This window comes from Nocardioides iriomotensis, assembly GCF_004168035.1.
Classification (GTDB): Bacteria; Actinomycetota; Actinomycetes; order Propionibacteriales; family Nocardioidaceae; genus Nocardioides_B; species Nocardioides_B iriomotensis.
In genome coordinates this window covers 284,884-301,636 of record NZ_SDPU01000028.1, presented here as the reverse complement: position 1 = coordinate 301,636, position 16,753 = coordinate 284,884, and the positions used below count along the sequence as shown (strand labels likewise).

17 protein-coding genes are annotated in these 16,753 nt (G+C 72.3%); 5 read left to right on the top strand and 12 right to left on the bottom strand.

Annotation, left to right across the window (positions count from 1 at the left end; all coding sequences use genetic code 11):
- Both ETU37_RS16550 and ETU37_RS16545 read right to left on the bottom strand, forming a co-directional pair.
- Positions 1-723, bottom strand: a 723-nt coding sequence (locus ETU37_RS16550) for a CaiB/BaiF CoA transferase family protein (protein ID WP_129988438.1), incomplete at its 3' end; no start/stop codon positions are given.
- A 117-nt stretch (positions 724-840) separates the two neighbouring features.
- On the bottom strand, positions 841-2,223 hold the full coding sequence (locus tag ETU37_RS16545; RefSeq protein WP_165372565.1) for a M1 family metallopeptidase: 1,383 nt from the start codon (positions 2,221-2,223) through the stop codon (positions 841-843).
- Positions 2,224-2,288: 65 nt separating this feature from the next.
- Here ETU37_RS16545 and ETU37_RS16540 point away from each other — a divergent pair, with 65 nt between their 5' ends.
- Entirely contained in the window at positions 2,289-2,915 is a 627-nt protein-coding gene (locus ETU37_RS16540) for a uridine kinase family protein (protein WP_206053979.1), read from the top strand.
- Between the two features lie 108 nt (positions 2,916-3,023).
- Here ETU37_RS16540 and paaK read toward each other — a convergent pair whose 3' ends face one another.
- From paaK to ETU37_RS16515, 5 genes are read right to left on the bottom strand one after another with little or no spacing between them, the layout of a single operon-like run.
- Positions 3,024-4,304 (bottom strand): phenylacetate--CoA ligase PaaK, encoded by a 1,281-nt coding sequence (gene paaK, locus ETU37_RS16535; RefSeq protein WP_240755783.1) that lies wholly within the window; start codon positions 4,302-4,304, stop codon positions 3,024-3,026.
- Entirely contained in the window at positions 4,301-4,729 is a 429-nt protein-coding gene (gene paaI, locus ETU37_RS16530) for a hydroxyphenylacetyl-CoA thioesterase PaaI (RefSeq protein ID WP_240755782.1), read from the bottom strand. Before paaI ends, paaK begins: the two co-directional genes overlap by 4 nt.
- Positions 4,726-5,208: a GNAT family N-acetyltransferase gene (locus ETU37_RS16525; protein WP_129988436.1), complete on the bottom strand. Its 483-nt coding sequence runs from the start codon at positions 5,206-5,208 to the stop codon at positions 4,726-4,728. Before ETU37_RS16525 ends, paaI begins: the two co-directional genes overlap by 4 nt.
- 14 nt (positions 5,209-5,222) lie before the next feature.
- On the bottom strand, positions 5,223-6,086 hold the full coding sequence (locus ETU37_RS16520; protein WP_129988435.1) for a hypothetical protein: 864 nt from the start codon (positions 6,084-6,086) through the stop codon (positions 5,223-5,225).
- Positions 6,086-7,597: a S10 family peptidase gene (locus tag ETU37_RS16515; protein ID WP_129988434.1), complete on the bottom strand. Its 1,512-nt coding sequence runs from the start codon at positions 7,595-7,597 to the stop codon at positions 6,086-6,088. Before ETU37_RS16515 ends, ETU37_RS16520 begins: the two co-directional genes overlap by 1 nt.
- 164 nt (positions 7,598-7,761) lie before the next feature.
- Between ETU37_RS16515 and ETU37_RS16510 the strand changes: the two genes are divergently transcribed.
- Positions 7,762-8,646 carry a glycerophosphodiester phosphodiesterase family protein gene (locus ETU37_RS16510; protein WP_129988433.1) on the top strand — a complete coding sequence of 295 codons (885 nt, stop codon included), beginning with the start codon at positions 7,762-7,764 and terminating at the stop codon, positions 8,644-8,646.
- Between the two features lie 4 nt (positions 8,647-8,650).
- On the opposite strand, the gene ETU37_RS16505 is transcribed toward ETU37_RS16510, so the two are convergent.
- A complete protein-coding gene (locus ETU37_RS16505; RefSeq protein ID WP_129988432.1) occupies positions 8,651-9,250 on the bottom strand; it encodes a pentapeptide repeat-containing protein in 600 nt (199 codons plus the stop codon).
- A gap of 46 nt (positions 9,251-9,296) precedes the next feature.
- A complete protein-coding gene (locus ETU37_RS16500; protein ID WP_240755781.1) occupies positions 9,297-10,832 on the bottom strand; it encodes an AMP-binding protein in 1,536 nt (511 codons plus the stop codon).
- Positions 10,833-10,949: 117 nt separating this feature from the next.
- Between ETU37_RS16500 and ETU37_RS16495 the strand changes: the two genes are divergently transcribed.
- Positions 10,950-11,639, top strand: coding sequence for a GOLPH3/VPS74 family protein (locus ETU37_RS16495; protein WP_129988431.1), 690 nt, complete (start codon positions 10,950-10,952; stop codon positions 11,637-11,639).
- A gap of 7 nt (positions 11,640-11,646) precedes the next feature.
- Here ETU37_RS16495 and pgm read toward each other — a convergent pair whose 3' ends face one another.
- Genes pgm through ETU37_RS16480 form a run of 3 tightly spaced genes read right to left on the bottom strand, consistent with a single transcriptional unit; the run spans position 11,647 to position 14,145 of the window.
- Positions 11,647-13,293 carry a phosphoglucomutase (alpha-D-glucose-1,6-bisphosphate-dependent) gene (gene pgm, locus ETU37_RS16490; protein ID WP_129988430.1) on the bottom strand — a complete coding sequence of 549 codons (1,647 nt, stop codon included), beginning with the start codon at positions 13,291-13,293 and terminating at the stop codon, positions 11,647-11,649.
- A gap of 7 nt (positions 13,294-13,300) precedes the next feature.
- Positions 13,301-13,540, bottom strand: coding sequence for a YdeI/OmpD-associated family protein (locus tag ETU37_RS16485; protein WP_129988429.1), 240 nt, complete (start codon positions 13,538-13,540; stop codon positions 13,301-13,303).
- Positions 13,537-14,145 (bottom strand): CGNR zinc finger domain-containing protein, encoded by a 609-nt coding sequence (locus ETU37_RS16480; protein ID WP_129988428.1) that lies wholly within the window; start codon positions 14,143-14,145, stop codon positions 13,537-13,539. The genes ETU37_RS16485 and ETU37_RS16480 overlap by 4 nt, the downstream gene beginning before the upstream one ends.
- A gap of 86 nt (positions 14,146-14,231) precedes the next feature.
- Between ETU37_RS16480 and ETU37_RS16475 the strand changes: the two genes are divergently transcribed.
- Together ETU37_RS16475 and ETU37_RS16470 are read left to right on the top strand one after the other, a co-directional pair.
- On the top strand, positions 14,232-15,992 hold the full coding sequence (locus ETU37_RS16475) for an NHL domain-containing thioredoxin family protein (protein ID WP_129988427.1): 1,761 nt from the start codon (positions 14,232-14,234) through the stop codon (positions 15,990-15,992).
- Positions 15,992-16,747, top strand: coding sequence for an SDR family NAD(P)-dependent oxidoreductase (locus tag ETU37_RS16470; protein WP_129988426.1), 756 nt, complete (start codon positions 15,992-15,994; stop codon positions 16,745-16,747). Before ETU37_RS16475 ends, ETU37_RS16470 begins: the two co-directional genes overlap by 1 nt.
- The last annotated feature ends 6 nt before the right edge of the window (positions 16,748-16,753 follow it).

Below are 16,753 nucleotides of genomic sequence, written 5' to 3'. Positions count from 1 at the left end.
GGTCTGGAAGAGGCCGTACGGCGCGATCGACGGGTGGTGGTTGCCGATGGCGTGCGGCACCTCGTGCGCCACCGTCCAGCGGGTGCCCTGGAACGCGTGCACCCCGACGATCGACGCGAGGAGGCTGGAGCGCACCACGCGGCCGCGGCCGGTGCGGGTGCGCTCGTGCAGCGCGGCGACGACGCCGTACGCGCCGTACATGCCGGAGAGCAGGTCGGCGATCGGGACGCCGACGCGGGTCGGGTCGTCCGGACCGGGGCCGGTGATCGACATCAGACCCGCCTCGCCCTGGGCGATCTGGTCGTACCCGGCCCGGCCGCCCTCCGGCCCGTCGTGCCCGAAGCCGGTGATGGACAGGATCACCAGTCCCGGGTTGATCTCGTGCAGCCGTTCGACGGGGAAGCCGAGCCGGTCGAGCACGCCGGGTCGGAAGTTCTCCATCAGCACGTCGGCGCGGGCGACCAGCCGGGTCAGGAAGTCCTTGCCCTCCTCGGACTTGAGGTCGGCGGTGACGGACTCCTTGTTGCGGTTGCAGGACATGAAGTACGTCGACACCGGTTCGTCGTCCGGCCCGACGAACGGCGGTCCCCACGAGCGGGACTCGTCCCCGCCGCCGGGGGACTCCACCTTGATGACGCGCGCGCCGAGGTCGGCGAGCATCATCGCGGCGTGCGGTCCGGCGAGGGCGCGGGTGAGGTCGACGACGACGATGTCGTTCAGCATCCCGCCACTCTAGGACGGGCCGCGTAGGCGCCGTTCAGTCGTCCGGCAGGGCCCGGCGCTCGCCACCGGCCCCTCGGCCGGCGGGACCGCGGGCCAGGGGCGCCCTGTGGTCGTCGGCTAGGACGCCGGCGTGGTGGGGCTGTCGAGCCAGGCGGTGAACCAGGCCCGCAGGTCCTGGCCGGTTCGCTGGCTGAGCCAGTCGACGTACGTCTGCCGTCCGCGGTTACGACCGGCGTTCTGGGCCGGCCACTCGGCGAGCGCGGCGTAGAACAGGTCGGTGCCGACCTTCGCGCGCAGCTTCTCCATCAGCAGCGCGCCGCCGTAGGTGACGTTGCGCTGCCCGAACTGCTTGGGGAGGTAGGCGCCCGGCGGGCCGTAGATCTCGCGGTAGTAGTCGTCGTTGCGGGCGAACTCGCGCTTCCAGTACTTCCAGGTGCGCCAGTGGTGCGCGGTCGAGAACTTCGCCTCCAGGAAGGTCGCGACGCTCTCGTTCATCCAGTTGTCGCGCCAGTCGTTGGGCGTCACGCTGGCGCCGTACCAGGCGTGCGCGAGGTTGTGCGCGACCTGCTGCCGCACGTCCTCGCCGCCCTGCTTGTAGTTGTCCGCGGACAGCGTCATCAGCGTCTGCGTCTCGACCGAGCCGAGCCCCGGCGTGACGACGACGCCGGCGCTGTCGAAGGGATAGGTGCCGAGCCGCGACTCCAGGAAGGAGATCGTCTCGGGCGTCTTCTCGAGCGGCTTCAGCAGGTCGGCGCGATTCTTGGGCAGCCAGTAGGTCAGCGGCAGGTCATGCGGGCCGGCCTGGGTGTACTTCTTGTACGGCCCGATCGCCACCGTCAGCAGGTGCGGCGGCATCGGGCTGGCGTTGGTGAAGTGCGTGCGGGTGCGCTTGCCGCTCGTGGTCTTGTCGACCAGCCGACCGGTGGACACGCCGGTCCACTTCTCCGGCACGGTCAGCCGCACGTCGAAGAACGCCTTGTCGGACAGGTGGTCGTTGACCGGGAACCACGTGTAGGCGCCGAACGGCTTCTGCATCGTCCACACCTGGCCCTTGGTGTTGGTGTGCCACCCGAGGCCGTCGTCGTCGCCGCGCGACGTGGGCGCCTTCACCGTGCGGGGCTTGCCGGCGTACTTCACGGTGACGAGGTACGTGGCGCCCGGGGCGACCGCCGTGGTGACGGTGAGGTCCTTGCCGTCGTGGGTGAACGGTGCCGGGACGCCGTTGACCGCGACCGACGACACCTCCATCCGCTTGTGCAGGTCGAGCTTCACGGCCGGTGCGGCGGCGAAGACGGAGAGCCGGACGTCGGCCGTGCCGGTGAGCAGCCGCGCGTCGGGGTCCCAGTCGAGGTCCAGGTTGTAGCGGCCGACGTCGACGTTCGGGTCGCCCTTGGCCGGGTAGTAGGTGTCCTCCTCGGCCTGCGCCGCGCCGGTCACGGCGACGAGCGGTGCGGTCACGAGGGCGAGCAGCGCGGAGGCGAGGGCGGTACGACGGAGCACGGAACGACCTTTCCCGATGGGTGCCGGGAAAGTGTAGGCGTTCGGTGCGGCTTACCCTGGCCGCCATGCGCCTGCACGACGAGGAACCAGAGGCCGGGCCGTTCGAGCCGGTGACCGCCGCCGAGCTCGCCGCCCTGCTGCCGTCCGGCCGCGCCCTCGTCGTGGTCGACGGACGGTCCGGGGGCGGCAAGACGACCGTCGCAGACCGGCTCGGCCACCCGGTCGTGCACACCGACGACGTGGCCTGGCAGCACCACCCGACCGACTGGGCCGACATCCTGCTCGACCACGTCGTGGCGCCCTGGCGTCGCGGTGAGCCGGTGTCGTACCGGCCGCCCGCCTGGGACAGGCTCGACCGGCCGGGGGCGATCGAGGTCCCGGTCTGCGACGTGCTCGTCGTCGAGGGCGTCGGCGCCGGCCGTGCCGCCGTCGCCGCGCACGCCGACCTGGTCGTCTGGGTGCAGTCCGACCGCGACGAGGCCCGCCGCCGCGGGATCGCGCGGGACATCGAGTACGGCCGCACGCCCGACGAGGCCGAGGAGTTCTGGGACGGCTGGATGCGCTCCGAGGACCCCTTCCTCGCCGCCGAGCGGCCCTGGACCCGCGCGCACCTGGTGGTCAGCGGCACCCCGCCGGTGGACGGCGCCGCCGACGGGCGGGTTTGGGTGGCGCGGGGGTCGGCGTCGCTGTAACAGCTGGCGCGGAACGGGCGCCGAAACCGCGAAGCCGCGCAGCCACGCGTTGGCCGCGGACGTGTGGTGCCACCGAGGGGTGCCAGGACGACCCTCGGCGAGGAGCCTCTACTTCCCCCGCCGGTCGCTGATCCGGACCGCCTTGCCCAGCGAGCGCTGCAGCGCGTCAGGGGCGAGCACCTCGATCGTCGCGGTCGTGCCGATGCGGTCCTTGATCCGGGCGCCGAGCCGGCTGCCCAACCCGGCGCGCTCACCCTCCGGCACGGACGGGTGCGCCTCGACCTGCACGGTGAGCTCGTCGAGCGACCCGGGCCGGGTGAGCACGCACAGGTAGTGCGGTGTCAGCCCCTCGATCGACAGGATCAGCTCCTCGATCTGCGTGGGGAAGACGTTCACCCCGCGCACGATCATCATGTCGTCGGTGCGCCCGGTGACCTTCTGCATCCGGCGGAAGGCCGGGTGCGCCGTGCCGGGTAGCAGTCGGGTGAGGTCGCGCGTGCGGTACCGGACGACGGGCATCGCCTGCTTGGTGAGGCTGGTGAACACGAGCTCGCCCTCCTCGCCGTCGGGCAGCACCTCGTGCGTCACCGGGTCGATGATCTCGGGGTAGAAGTGGTCCTCCCAGACGTGCAGCCCGTCCTGGGTCGTGCCGGACTCCTGCGAGACGCCGGGACCGATCACCTCGCTCAGCCCGTAGATGTCGACCGCGGTGATCCCGGCGCGCCGCTCGAGGTCGCGGCGCATCTCGTCGGTCCACGGCTCCGCGCCGAACACCCCGATCTCGAGCGACGTCGTGTGCGGGTCCACACCCTGGCGGTCCATCTCGTCGAGGATCGCGAGGAAGTACGACGGGGTCACGAGGATGACCCGCGGCTCGAAGTCGAGGATCAGCTGCACCTGCCGCTCGGTCATCCCGCCGCTGATCGGGACGACCGTGCAGCCCAGGCGCTCGGCTCCGTAGTGCGCGCCGAGTCCGCCGGTGAACAGGCCGTAGCCGTAGGCCACGTGCACGACGTCGCCCGGCCGCGCTCCGGCCGAGTGCAGCGACCGGGCGACGACGTCGGCCCACATCGAGATGTCGTCGGCCGTGTAGCCCACGACCGTCGGCTTCCCCGTCGTACCGCTGGAGGCGTGCACGCGCACGACGTCGGTGCGGGGCACGGCGAACATCCCGAACGGGTAGTTCTGCCGGAGGTCCTCCTTGGTGGTGAACGGGAAGCGGGCGAGGTCGGCCAGCGAGGTCACGTCGTCGGGGTGCACGCCGGCGTCGTCGAACGCGCGCCGGTAGTGCGGCACGTGCTCGTAGACGCGCGCGAGCGTGTCCCGCAGGTGGGCGAGCTGGGAGGCGCGGAGCTGGTCGGGTGACGGGTCGGGCATCTCGAACGTCACGGTGCCTCCTCGAAGTGCGTCCCTCGGATCTCCTTGCTGCGTCCCACGAACTCGGCGACGACGGTGTCGCCGCAGCGCACCGTCACGTCGTAGACGCCGTCGCGTCCCTCGCGGCTGCGCTCGACGGCGTCCGCGACGAGCCGGTCGCCCTCGCGGGTCGGTGCCAGGAAGCGGATGTCGGCGCCGGCCGCGACCACCCGCCGGTTGTAGGAGTTGCACGCGAACGCGAACGCCGAGTCGGCCAGGGTGAACGTGAGGCCGCCGTGGCCGATCGCCTGCCCGTTGACCATGTCGTCGCGCACGGTCATCTCGACGGTCGCGGTGCCGGGCCCGACGTCGGTGATCGCCATGCCGAGCGCCTGGCTCGCCCGGTCCGACGCCCACATCGCGTCGGCGCTGCGGCGGGCCCGCTCGGCCGGTGTCACGCCTCGAGCTCCTTGGTCAACAGCGTCACGAGGTGGTCGTCGTCGCCGATCCGGCCGACCTCGACGTACCCGCGGCCCTCATGGAACGCGAGCGACGCGTCGTTGCGCGGCACGAGGTTGACCTCGAGGGCGAGCCGGCCGTGCTTGCGGGCGGTCTCCTCGACGTCGTCGTAGACGAACCCGCCGAGGCCACGTCGCCGGAAGTCCTCGTGCAGCACGATGCGGTCGAGGTAGTAGAAGTCGTCGAAGCGGTCGGTGAACCAGCGGTAGTTGTCCGAGTCGTACGGCGTGCCGGGGCCGAACGTGACCACGAAGCCGGCGAAGGCGCCGTCGACGTCGAGCACGTCGACCCGGTCGGCCCAGTCCTGGATCTCGGTCAGGCGGGCGGCGTCGAGCGGGGCGAGCTTGACGACGTTGCGCTCGTTGAGCGCGAGCACGTCGTCGACGTCGGACGGGGTGATCGGTCGCAGGGTCGCCACGTGCTCACCCTAGGTCAGCGTCGCCGGGTCAGGCCGCCCAGCGCACCACCCAGCAGGCCGACGACCAGAGCGACCGCCGAGCCCGCCGCCACCACCGTCATCAGGGAGTAGAGGCTCGCGGTCAGCACGTCGAAGTACGCACCGCCGGCCGTGTCGGGCACGGCGGCCGGCAGCGCGTCGAGGTACCGCTCGCGGGCCGAGCCGAGCGCGAGCCAGAGGCCGCCGAGGCCGATCAGTGCCACGACCGCCGTACCGGCGAGGGCGGAGCCGCGGCGCCGGGCGAGGGCCAGGCCGAGCACGAGCAGGACGGCGGTGACAATCGGCAGGCCGCGGCCGTACTCCTTGAACAGCCGGAACGCCGTCTGGCTGCGGCCGAGGTCGTCGGTGCTGCCGATCGGGTACGTCGTGTCGGTCTCCGGGATCGCCCCGCCGAACGGCAGTCCGGCCTTGTCGACCTCCTGGCGCACGGCGGCGCCGAGCGGCCCGAGCCGGAGCTCGACGGTGGACCCGGCGCGGACGCCGACGCTGTCGGTCTCCCCGGACAGGGCGCCGACGAGCTGCTTGTGGGCGGCCCGGTTGGACTCCTTCCAGGCCTTCTCGAACGCAGGGCCCTCGACGACCGACGCGGCGGCGCGGCGGACGAGCGGCTCGACGCGGTCGGCGATGGCGGGCGGGATGACGCCGAGCGAGTCGGTGGTCTCGTTCACCAGCTTGGCGCGGACCGCGTCCTGGACGTCGGGGTCCTGGGCCAGTGGCGCGACCGTGTCGACGTACGCGTTGCGGGGCACGACGGTGTCGCGCAACCACCAGCCGGCGGTGGACACCGGCACCATCAGGCCCGCGATGAGGAGGACGAGGAAGGCGGCGAGGCTACGCATCAGCCGCGCGACGCCCGGGTCACGAAGTCCGCGAGATCCTTGCTCTGCTGGAGCCGGCTCGGCTCGTGGACGTACATCATGTGGCCGGCCTCGTAGTAGCGGTGCTCGATGTTGGCGCGCAGCTCGTCGGGGATCTGCAGGTGCGCGATGACGTCCTCGGCGGCGAAGTGCGGGGTGGCGCCGTCGTAGTAGCCGTAGGCGACGTGCACCTTGAGGTGCGGGTTCTGCCGCATCGCGCGCTCCAGCTTCGGTGTCACGTCGATCGCGCGGCCCTCGAAGTCCTTGAACGACCAGGGGTGCACGCGCCGGGAGATCTGCTCGTAGGGCAGGTCGTTGGCGTACTCGAGCTCGTCGCGAAGGTAGTGGTTGATCGCCGCGGAGTAGGGGCCGGCGATCGCGTCGTGCGACGGGTCGGCGTCCATGTTCTCCGCGATCGCGCTCGCCGCCGGGCCGCTGAACCGGCCGTCGAGGCGTCCCGCCGTGCGGCGCTCGTCGCGCAGCAGCTCGCCGAAGAAGCGCCAGTGCTCGATGCGCAGGTCGGTGCGGTCGACGTACTCCTCGGAGAGGCCGGTGAGGGCGGCGACCTTGCGGACGGCCGTGGTGCGCTCCTTCGGGCTCAGGCGGTGGCCGCGGGAGAGCACGCGCTGGTACTCGCCCGAGGCGTACTCCTCGGCGTCGCGCACCAGCGCCTTGAGCGACCGGGCCTTCACCTTGCCGTGGTAGTGGGCGATGGCGGCGTACGTCGGCAGGTACATCGCGTGCGCCTTGTCGTTGCGCTGGTTATCGAAGTCGACGCCGGAGAAGTCGAGGATGCTCGAGATCAGGATCAGCCCGTTGACGTACATGCCGTAGCGGGTCTGCAGGTGCTCGACGAGCGCGGCCCCGCGCGTGGTGCCGTAGGACTCGCCGGCGACGAACTTCGGCGACATCCAGCGCTTGTTGCGGCTGGCCCAGATGCGGATGACCTCGCCGACCGACTCGATGTCGCCCTGGTAGCCGTGGAACGGCTCGGGCTTGGTGCCTTCCAGCGTGCGCGAGTAGCCGGTCGACACCGGGTCGATGAAGACCAGGTCGGAGTGGGCCAGCAGCGTCTCCGCGTTGTCGGTGAGGTCGTACGGCGGCGGCAGCAGCTGGCCGACGTCGCCCATGACGACGCGGCGCGGCCCGAACAGGCCGAGGTGCAGCCACACCGACGACGACCCGGGGCCGCCGTTGAACGCGAACGTGACGGGCCGCCGCTCACCCTCGGCGGCGTCAGCGACGTACGAGATGACGGAGACCTCGGCCTTCGGCTTGTAGCCCTTGAAGGTGCCGTCCTCGTAGACCTCGTCGTGCAGCACCATCCGCCCGGCGGTGGCCGTGTAGGAGAGCGTCTTCCGCCCGACCTTGATCTCGTGCCGGGTGGACACGAGGTCGTCCTTGGGCTCCTTCGGCTTCTCCTCGGCCGGCTTCGCGTCCTTGGCCTGGTCCGGCGCCGCGGGCTGCTTGTCGTCCTGCTTCTCGTCGGTCACGCGGCCACACTAACGACCGGGTTCGGCTGGTCCGGACCAGCTCTTTCAGAACCGATCAATCCCGGTTCACCTCTCGGCCACGCGCGCGGGCTTGGCTAGCGTCACGACCGGGCCGTCCGTCGTACGGCGGCCGGCCCACCACTCTCTCTCGGGAAGGTCCATCCATGTCACGCCTGCGCCGTCATGCGCTCTCCGGTGCCCTCGCCGCCGGACTCACCTCGATCATCGCCGGCCTCACGCTCGCTGCGGCGCCGGCGGCCTCCGCGGCCCCGGCCTCGCAGCCGGACGTCGACGTCGTCGCCCACCGCGGCTCGTCCGGTGCCGCGCCGGAGAACACGCTCGCCGCCGTCAGGCTCGCGATCGCGCATCGCGCGGACGTCGTCGAGAACGACATCCAGCGCACCGCCGACGGCGAGCTGGTGATCGTGCACGACACCACTCTGGCCCGCACGACCGACGTGGAGCAGGTCTTCCCCGACCGCGCGCCGTGGAACGTCGGCGACTTCACCCTCGCCGAGATCAAGCAGCTCGACGCGGGCTCGTGGTTCGCGCCGGAGTTCGCCGGCGAGCGCGTGCCGACCCTCGAGGAGTGGGTCAACGCGGTCGGCCGCAACGCCGGGATGCTGCTGGAGGCGAAGGAGCCGCAGCTGTATCCCGGCATCGAGGTCGACATCGACAAGGAGCTGCGCTCGCTGCCGGTGTTCACCTGGGCGCTGCGCAACGACAAGGTCGTGATGCAGTCCTTTAACCACACCTGGTTGCGCACCTACGACCAGCTCGCCGTCGACGTGCCCGTCGGACTGCTGTTCGCCGGCGGCCCGCCCAGCGAGGCCCAGCTCGTCGACGCCTCCACCTGGGCCGAGCAGGCCAACCCCGCCCTCGGCGACATGACCGAGGCGACCGTCGACCAGATCCACTCCTACGGCCTGGAGACCCACGTCTGGACCGTGAACGGCGGTCAGGACATGCGCCGGGCGATCAACTGGGGCGTCGACGGGATCATCACCAACTACCCGCAGGTGCTGGTCGACATCCTGCGCCGCGGCTGACCCGTCACGCCTCGACCACGGCGCCGTGCACCTCCGCGAGGTGCACGGCGCCGGCCAGGTCGAGCCGGGTGCCCGACAGCCGTGCGAGGTGGAGGTCGGTGCCGTCCAGCCGCGCCCCGCGCAGGTCCGCGCCGGTCAGGTCGGTGCCCCGGAAGGTCGCCCGCGACAGGTCGCACCCGTTGAGCGACGAGCCGGTCAGGTCGGAGTCGACGAAGTCGGCCTCGGCCAGGGCCACGCCGTCGAGCGTCAACCCGGTGAGCTTCGCGCCGCGGATGGTCACGCCGTGCCACCGCCCGCCGGTGACCGTCATCGGCCGCAGCGTGCACTCGACGAACACCGTGCCGTCCAGCTTGCAGCCGTCGAGCGTCGCGCCGAAGAAGGACGTGCGCCGGAAGTCGCAGGCGACGAACGCCGTACCGATGTGCGTGGAGGCGTTGAGCTTGCAGCCCGCGAACTCGCACGACTCGAACGTCGCGCCCTTGCTCGTCGCCTCGGTCAGGTCGACGTCGCGGAACGTGCAGCGACGGTAGGTGCGGCCGGTCAGGTCCTGGCCGTACCAGTCCTCGTCGCTGAACGCCTCGTCCTCGAACACCTCGCCGGTCACGCGACCATCGAAGCAGCCACCTCCCCCGGTCCGCGAGATCGGGAGCTCAGTTGACCTGGCGCTCGTGGTCCTTCCAGAACGGCTCGCGCAGCTTGAACTTCTGCAGCTTGCCGGTCGCGGTGCGGGGGAGCGCGTCGACGAAGTCCACGCGCTTGGGGCACTTGTAGCCCGCCAGCGAGTTGCGGCAGTGCGAGATCAGCTCCTCCGCGGTCACGTCCCCGTCGTCGGCGACGACGAGCGCCGTCACGAGCTCGCCCCACTTCTCGTCGGGGATGCCGATGACCGCGACCTCCCTGACGTGCGGGTGCGACATCAGCGCGTCCTCGACCTCGATCGAGGAGACGTTCTCGCCGCCGGAGATGATCACGTCCTTCTTGCGGTCGGAGATCACCAGGTAGCCCTCGTCGTCGAGGTAGCCGCCGTCACCGGTGTGGAAGGTGTTGCCCGCCTGCACCCGCGCGGTCTCCTCGGGCTGCTCCCAGTAGCCGTCGAGGTTGTGGTTGCTCGACGTGAGGACCTCGCCCTGCGGGTCGATGGTCACGCGTACGCCGAGGGCCGGCGCGCCCGCGCGGCCGAGCCGCTTGGCCTGCTCGTGCGTGGACAGGTCGTCCCACTCGGCGCGCATCCGGTTGACCGTGACGATCGGCGAGGTCTCGGTGAGGCCGTAGATCTGGTTGAACTGCCAGCCGAGCTCCTCCATCACCCGCTCGATCGTGCGCGTGGGCGGGGGAGCGCCGGCGACGATGATCCGCACCTGGTCGCGCCCGGGGATCTCGCCGTCCCAGTCGGCCGCGGCGTCGAGGGCGGCGCTGACCACGGCCGGTGCCGCGCACATCAGCGTGACGCCGTGCTGGTCGATCCGGCGCAGGATCTCGGCGCCGTCGACCTTGCGCAGCACGACGTGCTTCGCCCCGAGCCCGGTCGTCACGTAGGGCATGCCCCAGCCGTTGGCATGGAACATCGGCAGCGTGTGCAGGTAGACGTCGCGGTCGTTGACGCCGGCGTGCAGCCCGAAGACCGTCGCGTTGAGCCACAGGTTGCGGTGCGTGAGCTGGACGCCCTTGGGGCGTGCGGTCGTGCCCGACGTGTAGTTGATCGTGCCGGTCGCCGCCTCGTCGGGCTCGGCCCACTCCTGCGGCTCGGAGTCGCGCAGGAACAGCGCGTCGTCGTCACCGAGCACGAACTTGTGCTTCACGTCGAGCGCGTCGAGCTTGTCCTTGAGCTCGGGGTCGGCGTACACGACCTTGGCTCCGGAGTGGCCGACGATGTACTCGATCTCGGCCAGGCTGAGCCGGAAGTTGATCGGCACCAGGATCCGGCCCCACCCGGTGACGCCGAAGAACGACGTGAGCAGCCGCGCGGAGTTCTGCGAGATCACCGCGACCCGGCCGCCGACGGGCACGCCGAGCTGGTCGAGCCGGGCCGCCTGGGCGCGGGCCAGCGTCGCGAGCTCGCGGTAGGTCAGCGTGCCGAGACTGGGCGCCGGCTGGTCCGGCTCGTCGACCACCGCGACGCGGTCGGGGTAGACGGTCTCGGCGCGGTCGATGAAGTCGCGCACGGTCAGCGGGTAGTACACGGGCACCTCCCGGTCGTGGGTCTCCCGTCGATTCCACCGAATCCGGCCCGTTCGCGCCACCCTCCGTCCGGACGGGACGCCATACGGCGGTCGTGGCGCGACGGGCGGTCGTAGGCTCGGGGCATGCTGCTGGCGGAGGACCTGCTGCTCCTGCTGACCGACGACGACAGCGGCCGCCTGCTCGTGACCGCGGCCGAGGCGGACGTCGCGCTGGGCGGCGCCCGCCTGATCGAGCTCACCCTGGCCGGCCGCGTCGACGTCACCGGCGAGGGCGAGGGCCGCAAGGGCCGGCTCGTGGTCCGCAGCAGCGAGCGGCTGGGCGACCCGGTCCTCGACGACGCACTGGGGATCTGCGTCGCCTACGAGGGCAAGAAGCCGCAGGCCGTGGTCGGCCCGCTCGGCAAGAAGCTCCGCGAGGCCCTCTACGACCGGCTCGTCGAGCAGGGCGTGCTGCGCGCCGAGCGCGGCAAGGTGCTCGGGATCTTCCCCACGAGCAGGTGGCCGGCGGCCGACGCCGCCCACGAGCGGCAGGTGCGCCAGGCGCTGGAGCAGGCGCTGCTCACCGGCCTGCCGCCCCAGGACCGCACCGCCGCGCTGGTGTCGCTGCTGCTCGCGCTCCGCTCGGTGCACAAGGTGGTCCCGCCGAAGCAGCACGGGCTCGCCCGCCGCGAGCTCGAGCGCCGGGCCAAGCAGATCGCCGAGGGCGACTGGGGCTCCGCCGCGGTGCGCAAGGCCGTGGACGCGATGGCCGCGGCGACGATGGCGGCGGTCACCGCCGCGACCTCGGCCGCGGTGGTCGGCGGCTCCAGCTAGTCGCGCCCTAGCCGCCCAGCGCCGCCGAGACGACGTCGCGCGCCTCGGCCTGCACCCGCGCCAGGTGCTCGGGACCCTGGAACGACTCGGCGTAGATCTTGTAGACGTCCTCGGTGCCTGACGGCCGCGCGGCGAACCACGCCGACTCCGTGGTCACCTTCAGCCCGCCGATCCGCGCGCCGTTGCCCGGTGCCTCGGTCAGCTTCGCGGTGATCGGCTCGCCGGCCAGCTCGGCCGCGGTGACGTCGTCGGGGGAGAGGGCGGCCAGCTTGGCCTTCTGCGCCCGGTCGGCGGGTGCGTCGACCCGTGCGTACGCCGGGTCGCCGTGCTCGGCGACGAGGTCGGCGTAGTGGGCGCTCGGCGACTTCCCGGTGACCGCCAGGATCTCCGAGGCCAGCAGGCACAACAGGATGCCGTCCTTGTCGGTCGTCCAGGTCGACCCGTCGCGCCGCAGGAACGACGCCCCCGCCGACTCCTCGCCGCCGAAGCCGAAGGACCCGTCGATGAGGCCGGGCACGAACCACTTGAAGCCGACCGGCACCTCCACCATCGGTTTGCCGAGCGCCGCGGCGACCCGGTCGATCATCGACGAGGACACGAGCGTCTTGCCGATCCGGGCGGTCTCCGGCCAGTCGGGCCGGTGCCCGCCGAACAGGTAGCCGATCGCGACGGCCAGGAAGTGGTTGGGGTTCATCAGCCCGGCGTCGGGCGTCACGATGCCGTGCCGGTCGGCGTCGGCGTCGTTGCCGGTCGCGACGTCGTACTCGTCCTTGCGCCCGATCAACGAGGCCATCGCGCTCGGCGACGAGCAGTCCATCCGGATCTTGCCGTCCCAGTCGAGGGTCATGAACCGCCACGTGGCGTCGACCAGCGGGTTCACCACGGTCAGGTCGAGCTTGTGCCGCTCGCCGATCGCGCCCCAGTAGTCGACCGACGCGCCGCCCAGCGGGTCCGCGCCGATGCGCACGCCGGCCGCGCGGACCGCGTCGAGGTCGACCACGGACGGCAGGTCGTCGACGTACGTCCCGAGGAAGTCGTACGACGACGCGGCGGCCCGCGCCCGCGCGAACGGCACCCGCCGCACGTCGGCGAGCCCGCCGCGGATCAGCTGGTTGGCCCGCTCGGCGATGACGGAGGTCGCGTCGGTGTCGGCGGGACCGCCGTGCGGCGGGTTGTACTTGAAGCCGCCGTCGGCCGGCGGGTTGTGCGACGGCGTGACGACGATGCCGTCGGCGAGGCCCGACGTCTTCCCGACGTTGGCCCGGATGATCGCGTGCGAGAGGGCGGGCGTCGGGGTGTAGCCGTCACGGTCGTCGACCAGCACGGTGACGTCGTTGGCGGCGAGCACCTCCAGTGCCGTCGCCCAGGCCGGCTCGGACAGGCCGTGAGTGTCGCGGCCGAGGAACAGCGGGCCGTCGAAGCCCTGCTCCTTGCGGTAGTCGCAGATCGCCTGCGTCGTGGCGAGGATGTGCGTCTCGTTGAACGACGTCTTGAGGCTGCTGCCCCGGTGCCCGCTGGTGCCGAAGGCGACCTGCTGGTCGACGTCCTCGGGATCGGGGACACCGGTGTAGTACGCCGTCACCAGGTGGGCGACGTCGACCAGGTCCTGCGGCTCGGCGGTCTGTCCTGCACGGGGGTCGCGGTGGTCGGCCATGCGCCCATCATGGTCGGCGCGACGGAGGGTGGTCCATCCCCATGTAGACGCCACCTTGGCGCAGCTCGGCCAGCATCTGGTCGATCCGCTTCCGTCGGGTCGACGGCTGCTTGGCGCGGGTGAACCAGCCGAGGTAGTCGTTCTGCTGGTACGCCGGGCGGGCGAGGTAGGCGTCCATGAGCCCGGACTCCTCCAGCAGCCGCTCGACGTCCTCGGGCATGTCCTGGAGGTCGCGTCGCAGGGTCATCGGTCTGTTCCCTTCTCGTTCTCGTGCCGTGCGGGCGCGGCGGCCCGTGTGCGGGCGCGCTGCCGGCGGACCTTGTGCCGGTTGCCGCAGCGCTGCATCGAGCACCAGGTGCGGTTCCCGGAGCGCGACGTGTCGAGGTAGACCACGGCGCAGTCGCCCGCCGCGCACTCGCGGACCCGGTCGCCGTGGTCGCGCAGCCAGCCGACCGCGTCCCGCGCGAGCGTGGCGAGCAGCCGGTCGAGGGTCGCCCGCGGCTCGCGGCCGAGCTGCGGCGGCACGTCGGGCTCGCGCGCCCACCGGTCGACGACCGCGACCGCCCGCGCGTCGAGGGGACGCCGGCGCAGCCGGTCGAACGCCAGCCGCGCCACCGCGTCGCGCAGCTCCTTGACCCGGACCAAGTCCGCCGCGGTCACACGCACCCGGACGCCGTACCGCTCCTCGAACCAGGCCGCCGCGTCGCCCGGCGCCTGCCACCGCTCCCAGGCTGGGTTGTCGCTCATCGAGCCGGTGTAGGCGAAGTCGAGGGAGATCGCGCCCGAGTCGAACCACCAGCGCGTGCCCTCGGAGGACACGAACCACTGTCCGGTGGCGGGCTGGGCGATCATGTAACCAGCATAGATGGTTACACCGACAGGAACAGTGCCCTTGCCCGGGTGGAAGGTTCCGGCGTCGTCTCGGGTTGACTGATGACGTGAGCGAACGACCGACCCGTGTCCCGCGCGTGCGTGCGCCCGAGCTGCGCGGCCGCGGCTGGCTGAACACCGAGGGACCGCTTTCGCTGGGCGAGCTGCGCGGCCGGTTCGTGCTGCTCGACTTCTGGACCTTCTGCTGCATCAACTGCCTGCACGTGCTCGACGAGCTGCGCGAGGTGGAGGAGAAGTACGACGGCGAGCTCGTCGTGATCGGCGTGCACTCGCCCAAGTTCGAGCACGAGGCCGACGCCGCCGCGCTGGCCGCCGCGGTCCAGCGCTACGACGTGCGCCACCCGGTGCTCGACGACCCCGAGCTGGTCACCTGGCAGGCCTACACCGCCCGGGCCTGGCCCACGCTCGTGCTCGTCGACCCGGAGGGGTACGTCGTCGCGCAGTACGCCGGCGAGGGCCACGCCCACGCCGTCGACGCCCTGCTCGCCGACCTCCGCGAGGAGCACCGGGCGAAGGGCACGCTCCAACCGGGCGACTCGCCGTACGTCGCCCCGTCGGTGCCCGAGGGCGACCTGCGCTTCCCCGCCAAGGCCGTGCGACTGCCTGACGGCCACTTCCTCGTCGCCGACGCCGGGCACGGCGCGATCGCAGAGGTCGACGCCGACGGCGCGCTCGTGCGACGCGTGGCCGAGGGACTCGACCAGCCCAACGGCCTGTGCCTGCTGCCCGACGACGTCGCGGCTGCGGTCGGCTACGAGGTCGTGGTGGCCGAGACCGTGGGCCACCGGCTGCGCGGCCTGACCCTCGCCACCGGCGAGCTGCGCACGCTGGCCGGTGACGGCCACCAGTGGATGCAGGGCGACGGCACCGTCCGGCTGAGCAGCCCCTGGGACGTCGCCTGGCACGACGGGCTCGTCTGGGTCGCGATGGCCGGCATCCACCAGCTCTGGACGCTCGACCCGCGCACCGGGGAGGTGCGGGTCGCGGCCGGCACCACCAACGAGGGCCTGCTCGACGGCCCGCTCGCCGACGCCTGGCTCGCGCAGACCTCCGGCCTCGTCCCCGGTGGCGACCGGCTCTGGGTGGTCGACTCCGAGACATCCTCGCTGCGGTACGTCGAGGACGGGGCGCTGCACACGGCGGTCGGGCGCGGCCTCTTCGACTTCGGCTTCACCGACGGCCCCGCCGACGAGGCGCTGCTCCAACACCCGCTGGGCGCCGCGCTGCTGCCGGACGGCTCCGTCGCGGTCGCGGACACCTACAACGGAGCGGTCCGCCGCTACGACCCCGTGGCCCGGACCCTCGGCACGGTCGCCACGGGGCTGGCCGAGCCGAGCGGCCTGGTCGTCGACGGCGACCAGCTCGTCGTCGTCGAGTCGGCCGCGCACCGGCTGACCCGGGTGCCGCTCGGCGCGTCGGCCCGGGCGTCCGGCTCGGCGCACACGACGCAGCGACCGGTCACCGACGTCGCGCCGGGGACGCTCGAGATCGTAGTGTCGTTCGAGCCGCCCCCGGGGCAGAAGGTCGACGACCGGTTCGGCCCGCCGTCGCAGCTGCTCGTCGAGGCGACCCCGCCGGCCCTGGTCCGCGAGGGCGACGGACGCGGCACCGACCTGGTCCGCACCGTCCTGCTCGACGCGACCGTCGGCGACGGCGTCCTGCACGTCGCAGCGCGCGCCGCCTCCTGCGACGAAGGCGGCGGCGAGGGGGCGGCCTGCCACATGCACCAGCAGGACTGGGGTGTCCCGGTCCGGGTCGTCGAGGGCGGCGTCAGCCGGCTCGAGCTGCCGTTGTCGGGCCGGTCCTGATGCGGAGGTCGTACGTCGTCACCGGAGGCGGTCGCGGCGTCGGCCGCGCGATCGTCGACCGACTGCTCGCGGACGGCCACGGCGTCGTCGTGCTCGAGCTCGAGCCGCCGGACCTGCCCGAGCACGAACGGCTCACCGTGGTCAGCGGCGACGCGTCCGACGACGACGTGGTCGCCCGGGCTGCCGACGCCGCCGAACGGCTCGGACCGCTCGCCGGTTGGGTCAACAACGCCGCGGTGTTCCGCGACGCGGACCTGACGGCCGTCCCGAGCGGCGACGTGGTCGGGCTCGTCGCCACCAACCTCGCGCCCGCCGTCGCCGGGTCGCGGGTCGCCGTACGGCGGTGGCGGGAGTCGGGCCGCCCCGGCGCGATCGTCAACGTGTCCTCGCACCAGGCGACGCGGCCCGTCCGCGGCGCCCTCGCCTACGCCACGGCGAAGGCGGCGATCGAGGGACTCACCCGCGCGCTGGCGGTCGACCACGGCCCTGCCGGCATCCGGGTCAACGCGGTCGCGCTCGGGTCGATCCGCACCGCACGCTACGACGACCACCTGGCCGGGCTCGCCCCGCCCGGTCGCCGCGACGTCGAGGAGCAGATCGCGCGAATCCACCCGCTCGGCCGCGTCGGCGAGAGCGCGGAGGTCGCCGAGGTCGTCGCGTTCCTGCTGTCCGACGCGGCGTCGTTCGTCAACGGAGCCGTCGTTCCGGTCGACGGAGGCCGATCCGTGTGGGGACCGGATCCCGAGGAAGCCTGACGCGCC

Coding starts and splice junctions, on each gene's coding strand:
- ETU37_RS16540 (WP_206053979.1), top strand. CDS start 2,289: ATGCGCCTGCACGACGAGGAACCAGAGGCCGGGCCGTTCGAGCCGGTG.
- ETU37_RS16520 (WP_129988435.1), bottom strand. CDS start 6,086: ATGCGTAGCCTCGCCGCCTTCCTCGTCCTCCTCATCGCGGGCCTGATG.
- ETU37_RS16470 (WP_129988426.1), top strand. CDS start 15,992: ATGCGGAGGTCGTACGTCGTCACCGGAGGCGGTCGCGGCGTCGGCCGC.
- ETU37_RS16485 (WP_129988429.1), bottom strand. CDS start 13,540: ATGACCCTGCGACGCGACCTCCAGGACATGCCCGAGGACGTCGAGCGG.
- pgm (WP_129988430.1), bottom strand. CDS start 13,293: ATGGCCGACCACCGCGACCCCCGTGCAGGACAGACCGCCGAGCCGCAG.
- ETU37_RS16480 (WP_129988428.1), bottom strand. CDS start 14,145: ATGATCGCCCAGCCCGCCACCGGACAGTGGTTCGTGTCCTCCGAGGGC.
- ETU37_RS16510 (WP_129988433.1), top strand. CDS start 7,762: ATGTCACGCCTGCGCCGTCATGCGCTCTCCGGTGCCCTCGCCGCCGGA.
- ETU37_RS16495 (WP_129988431.1), top strand. CDS start 10,950: ATGCTGCTGGCGGAGGACCTGCTGCTCCTGCTGACCGACGACGACAGC.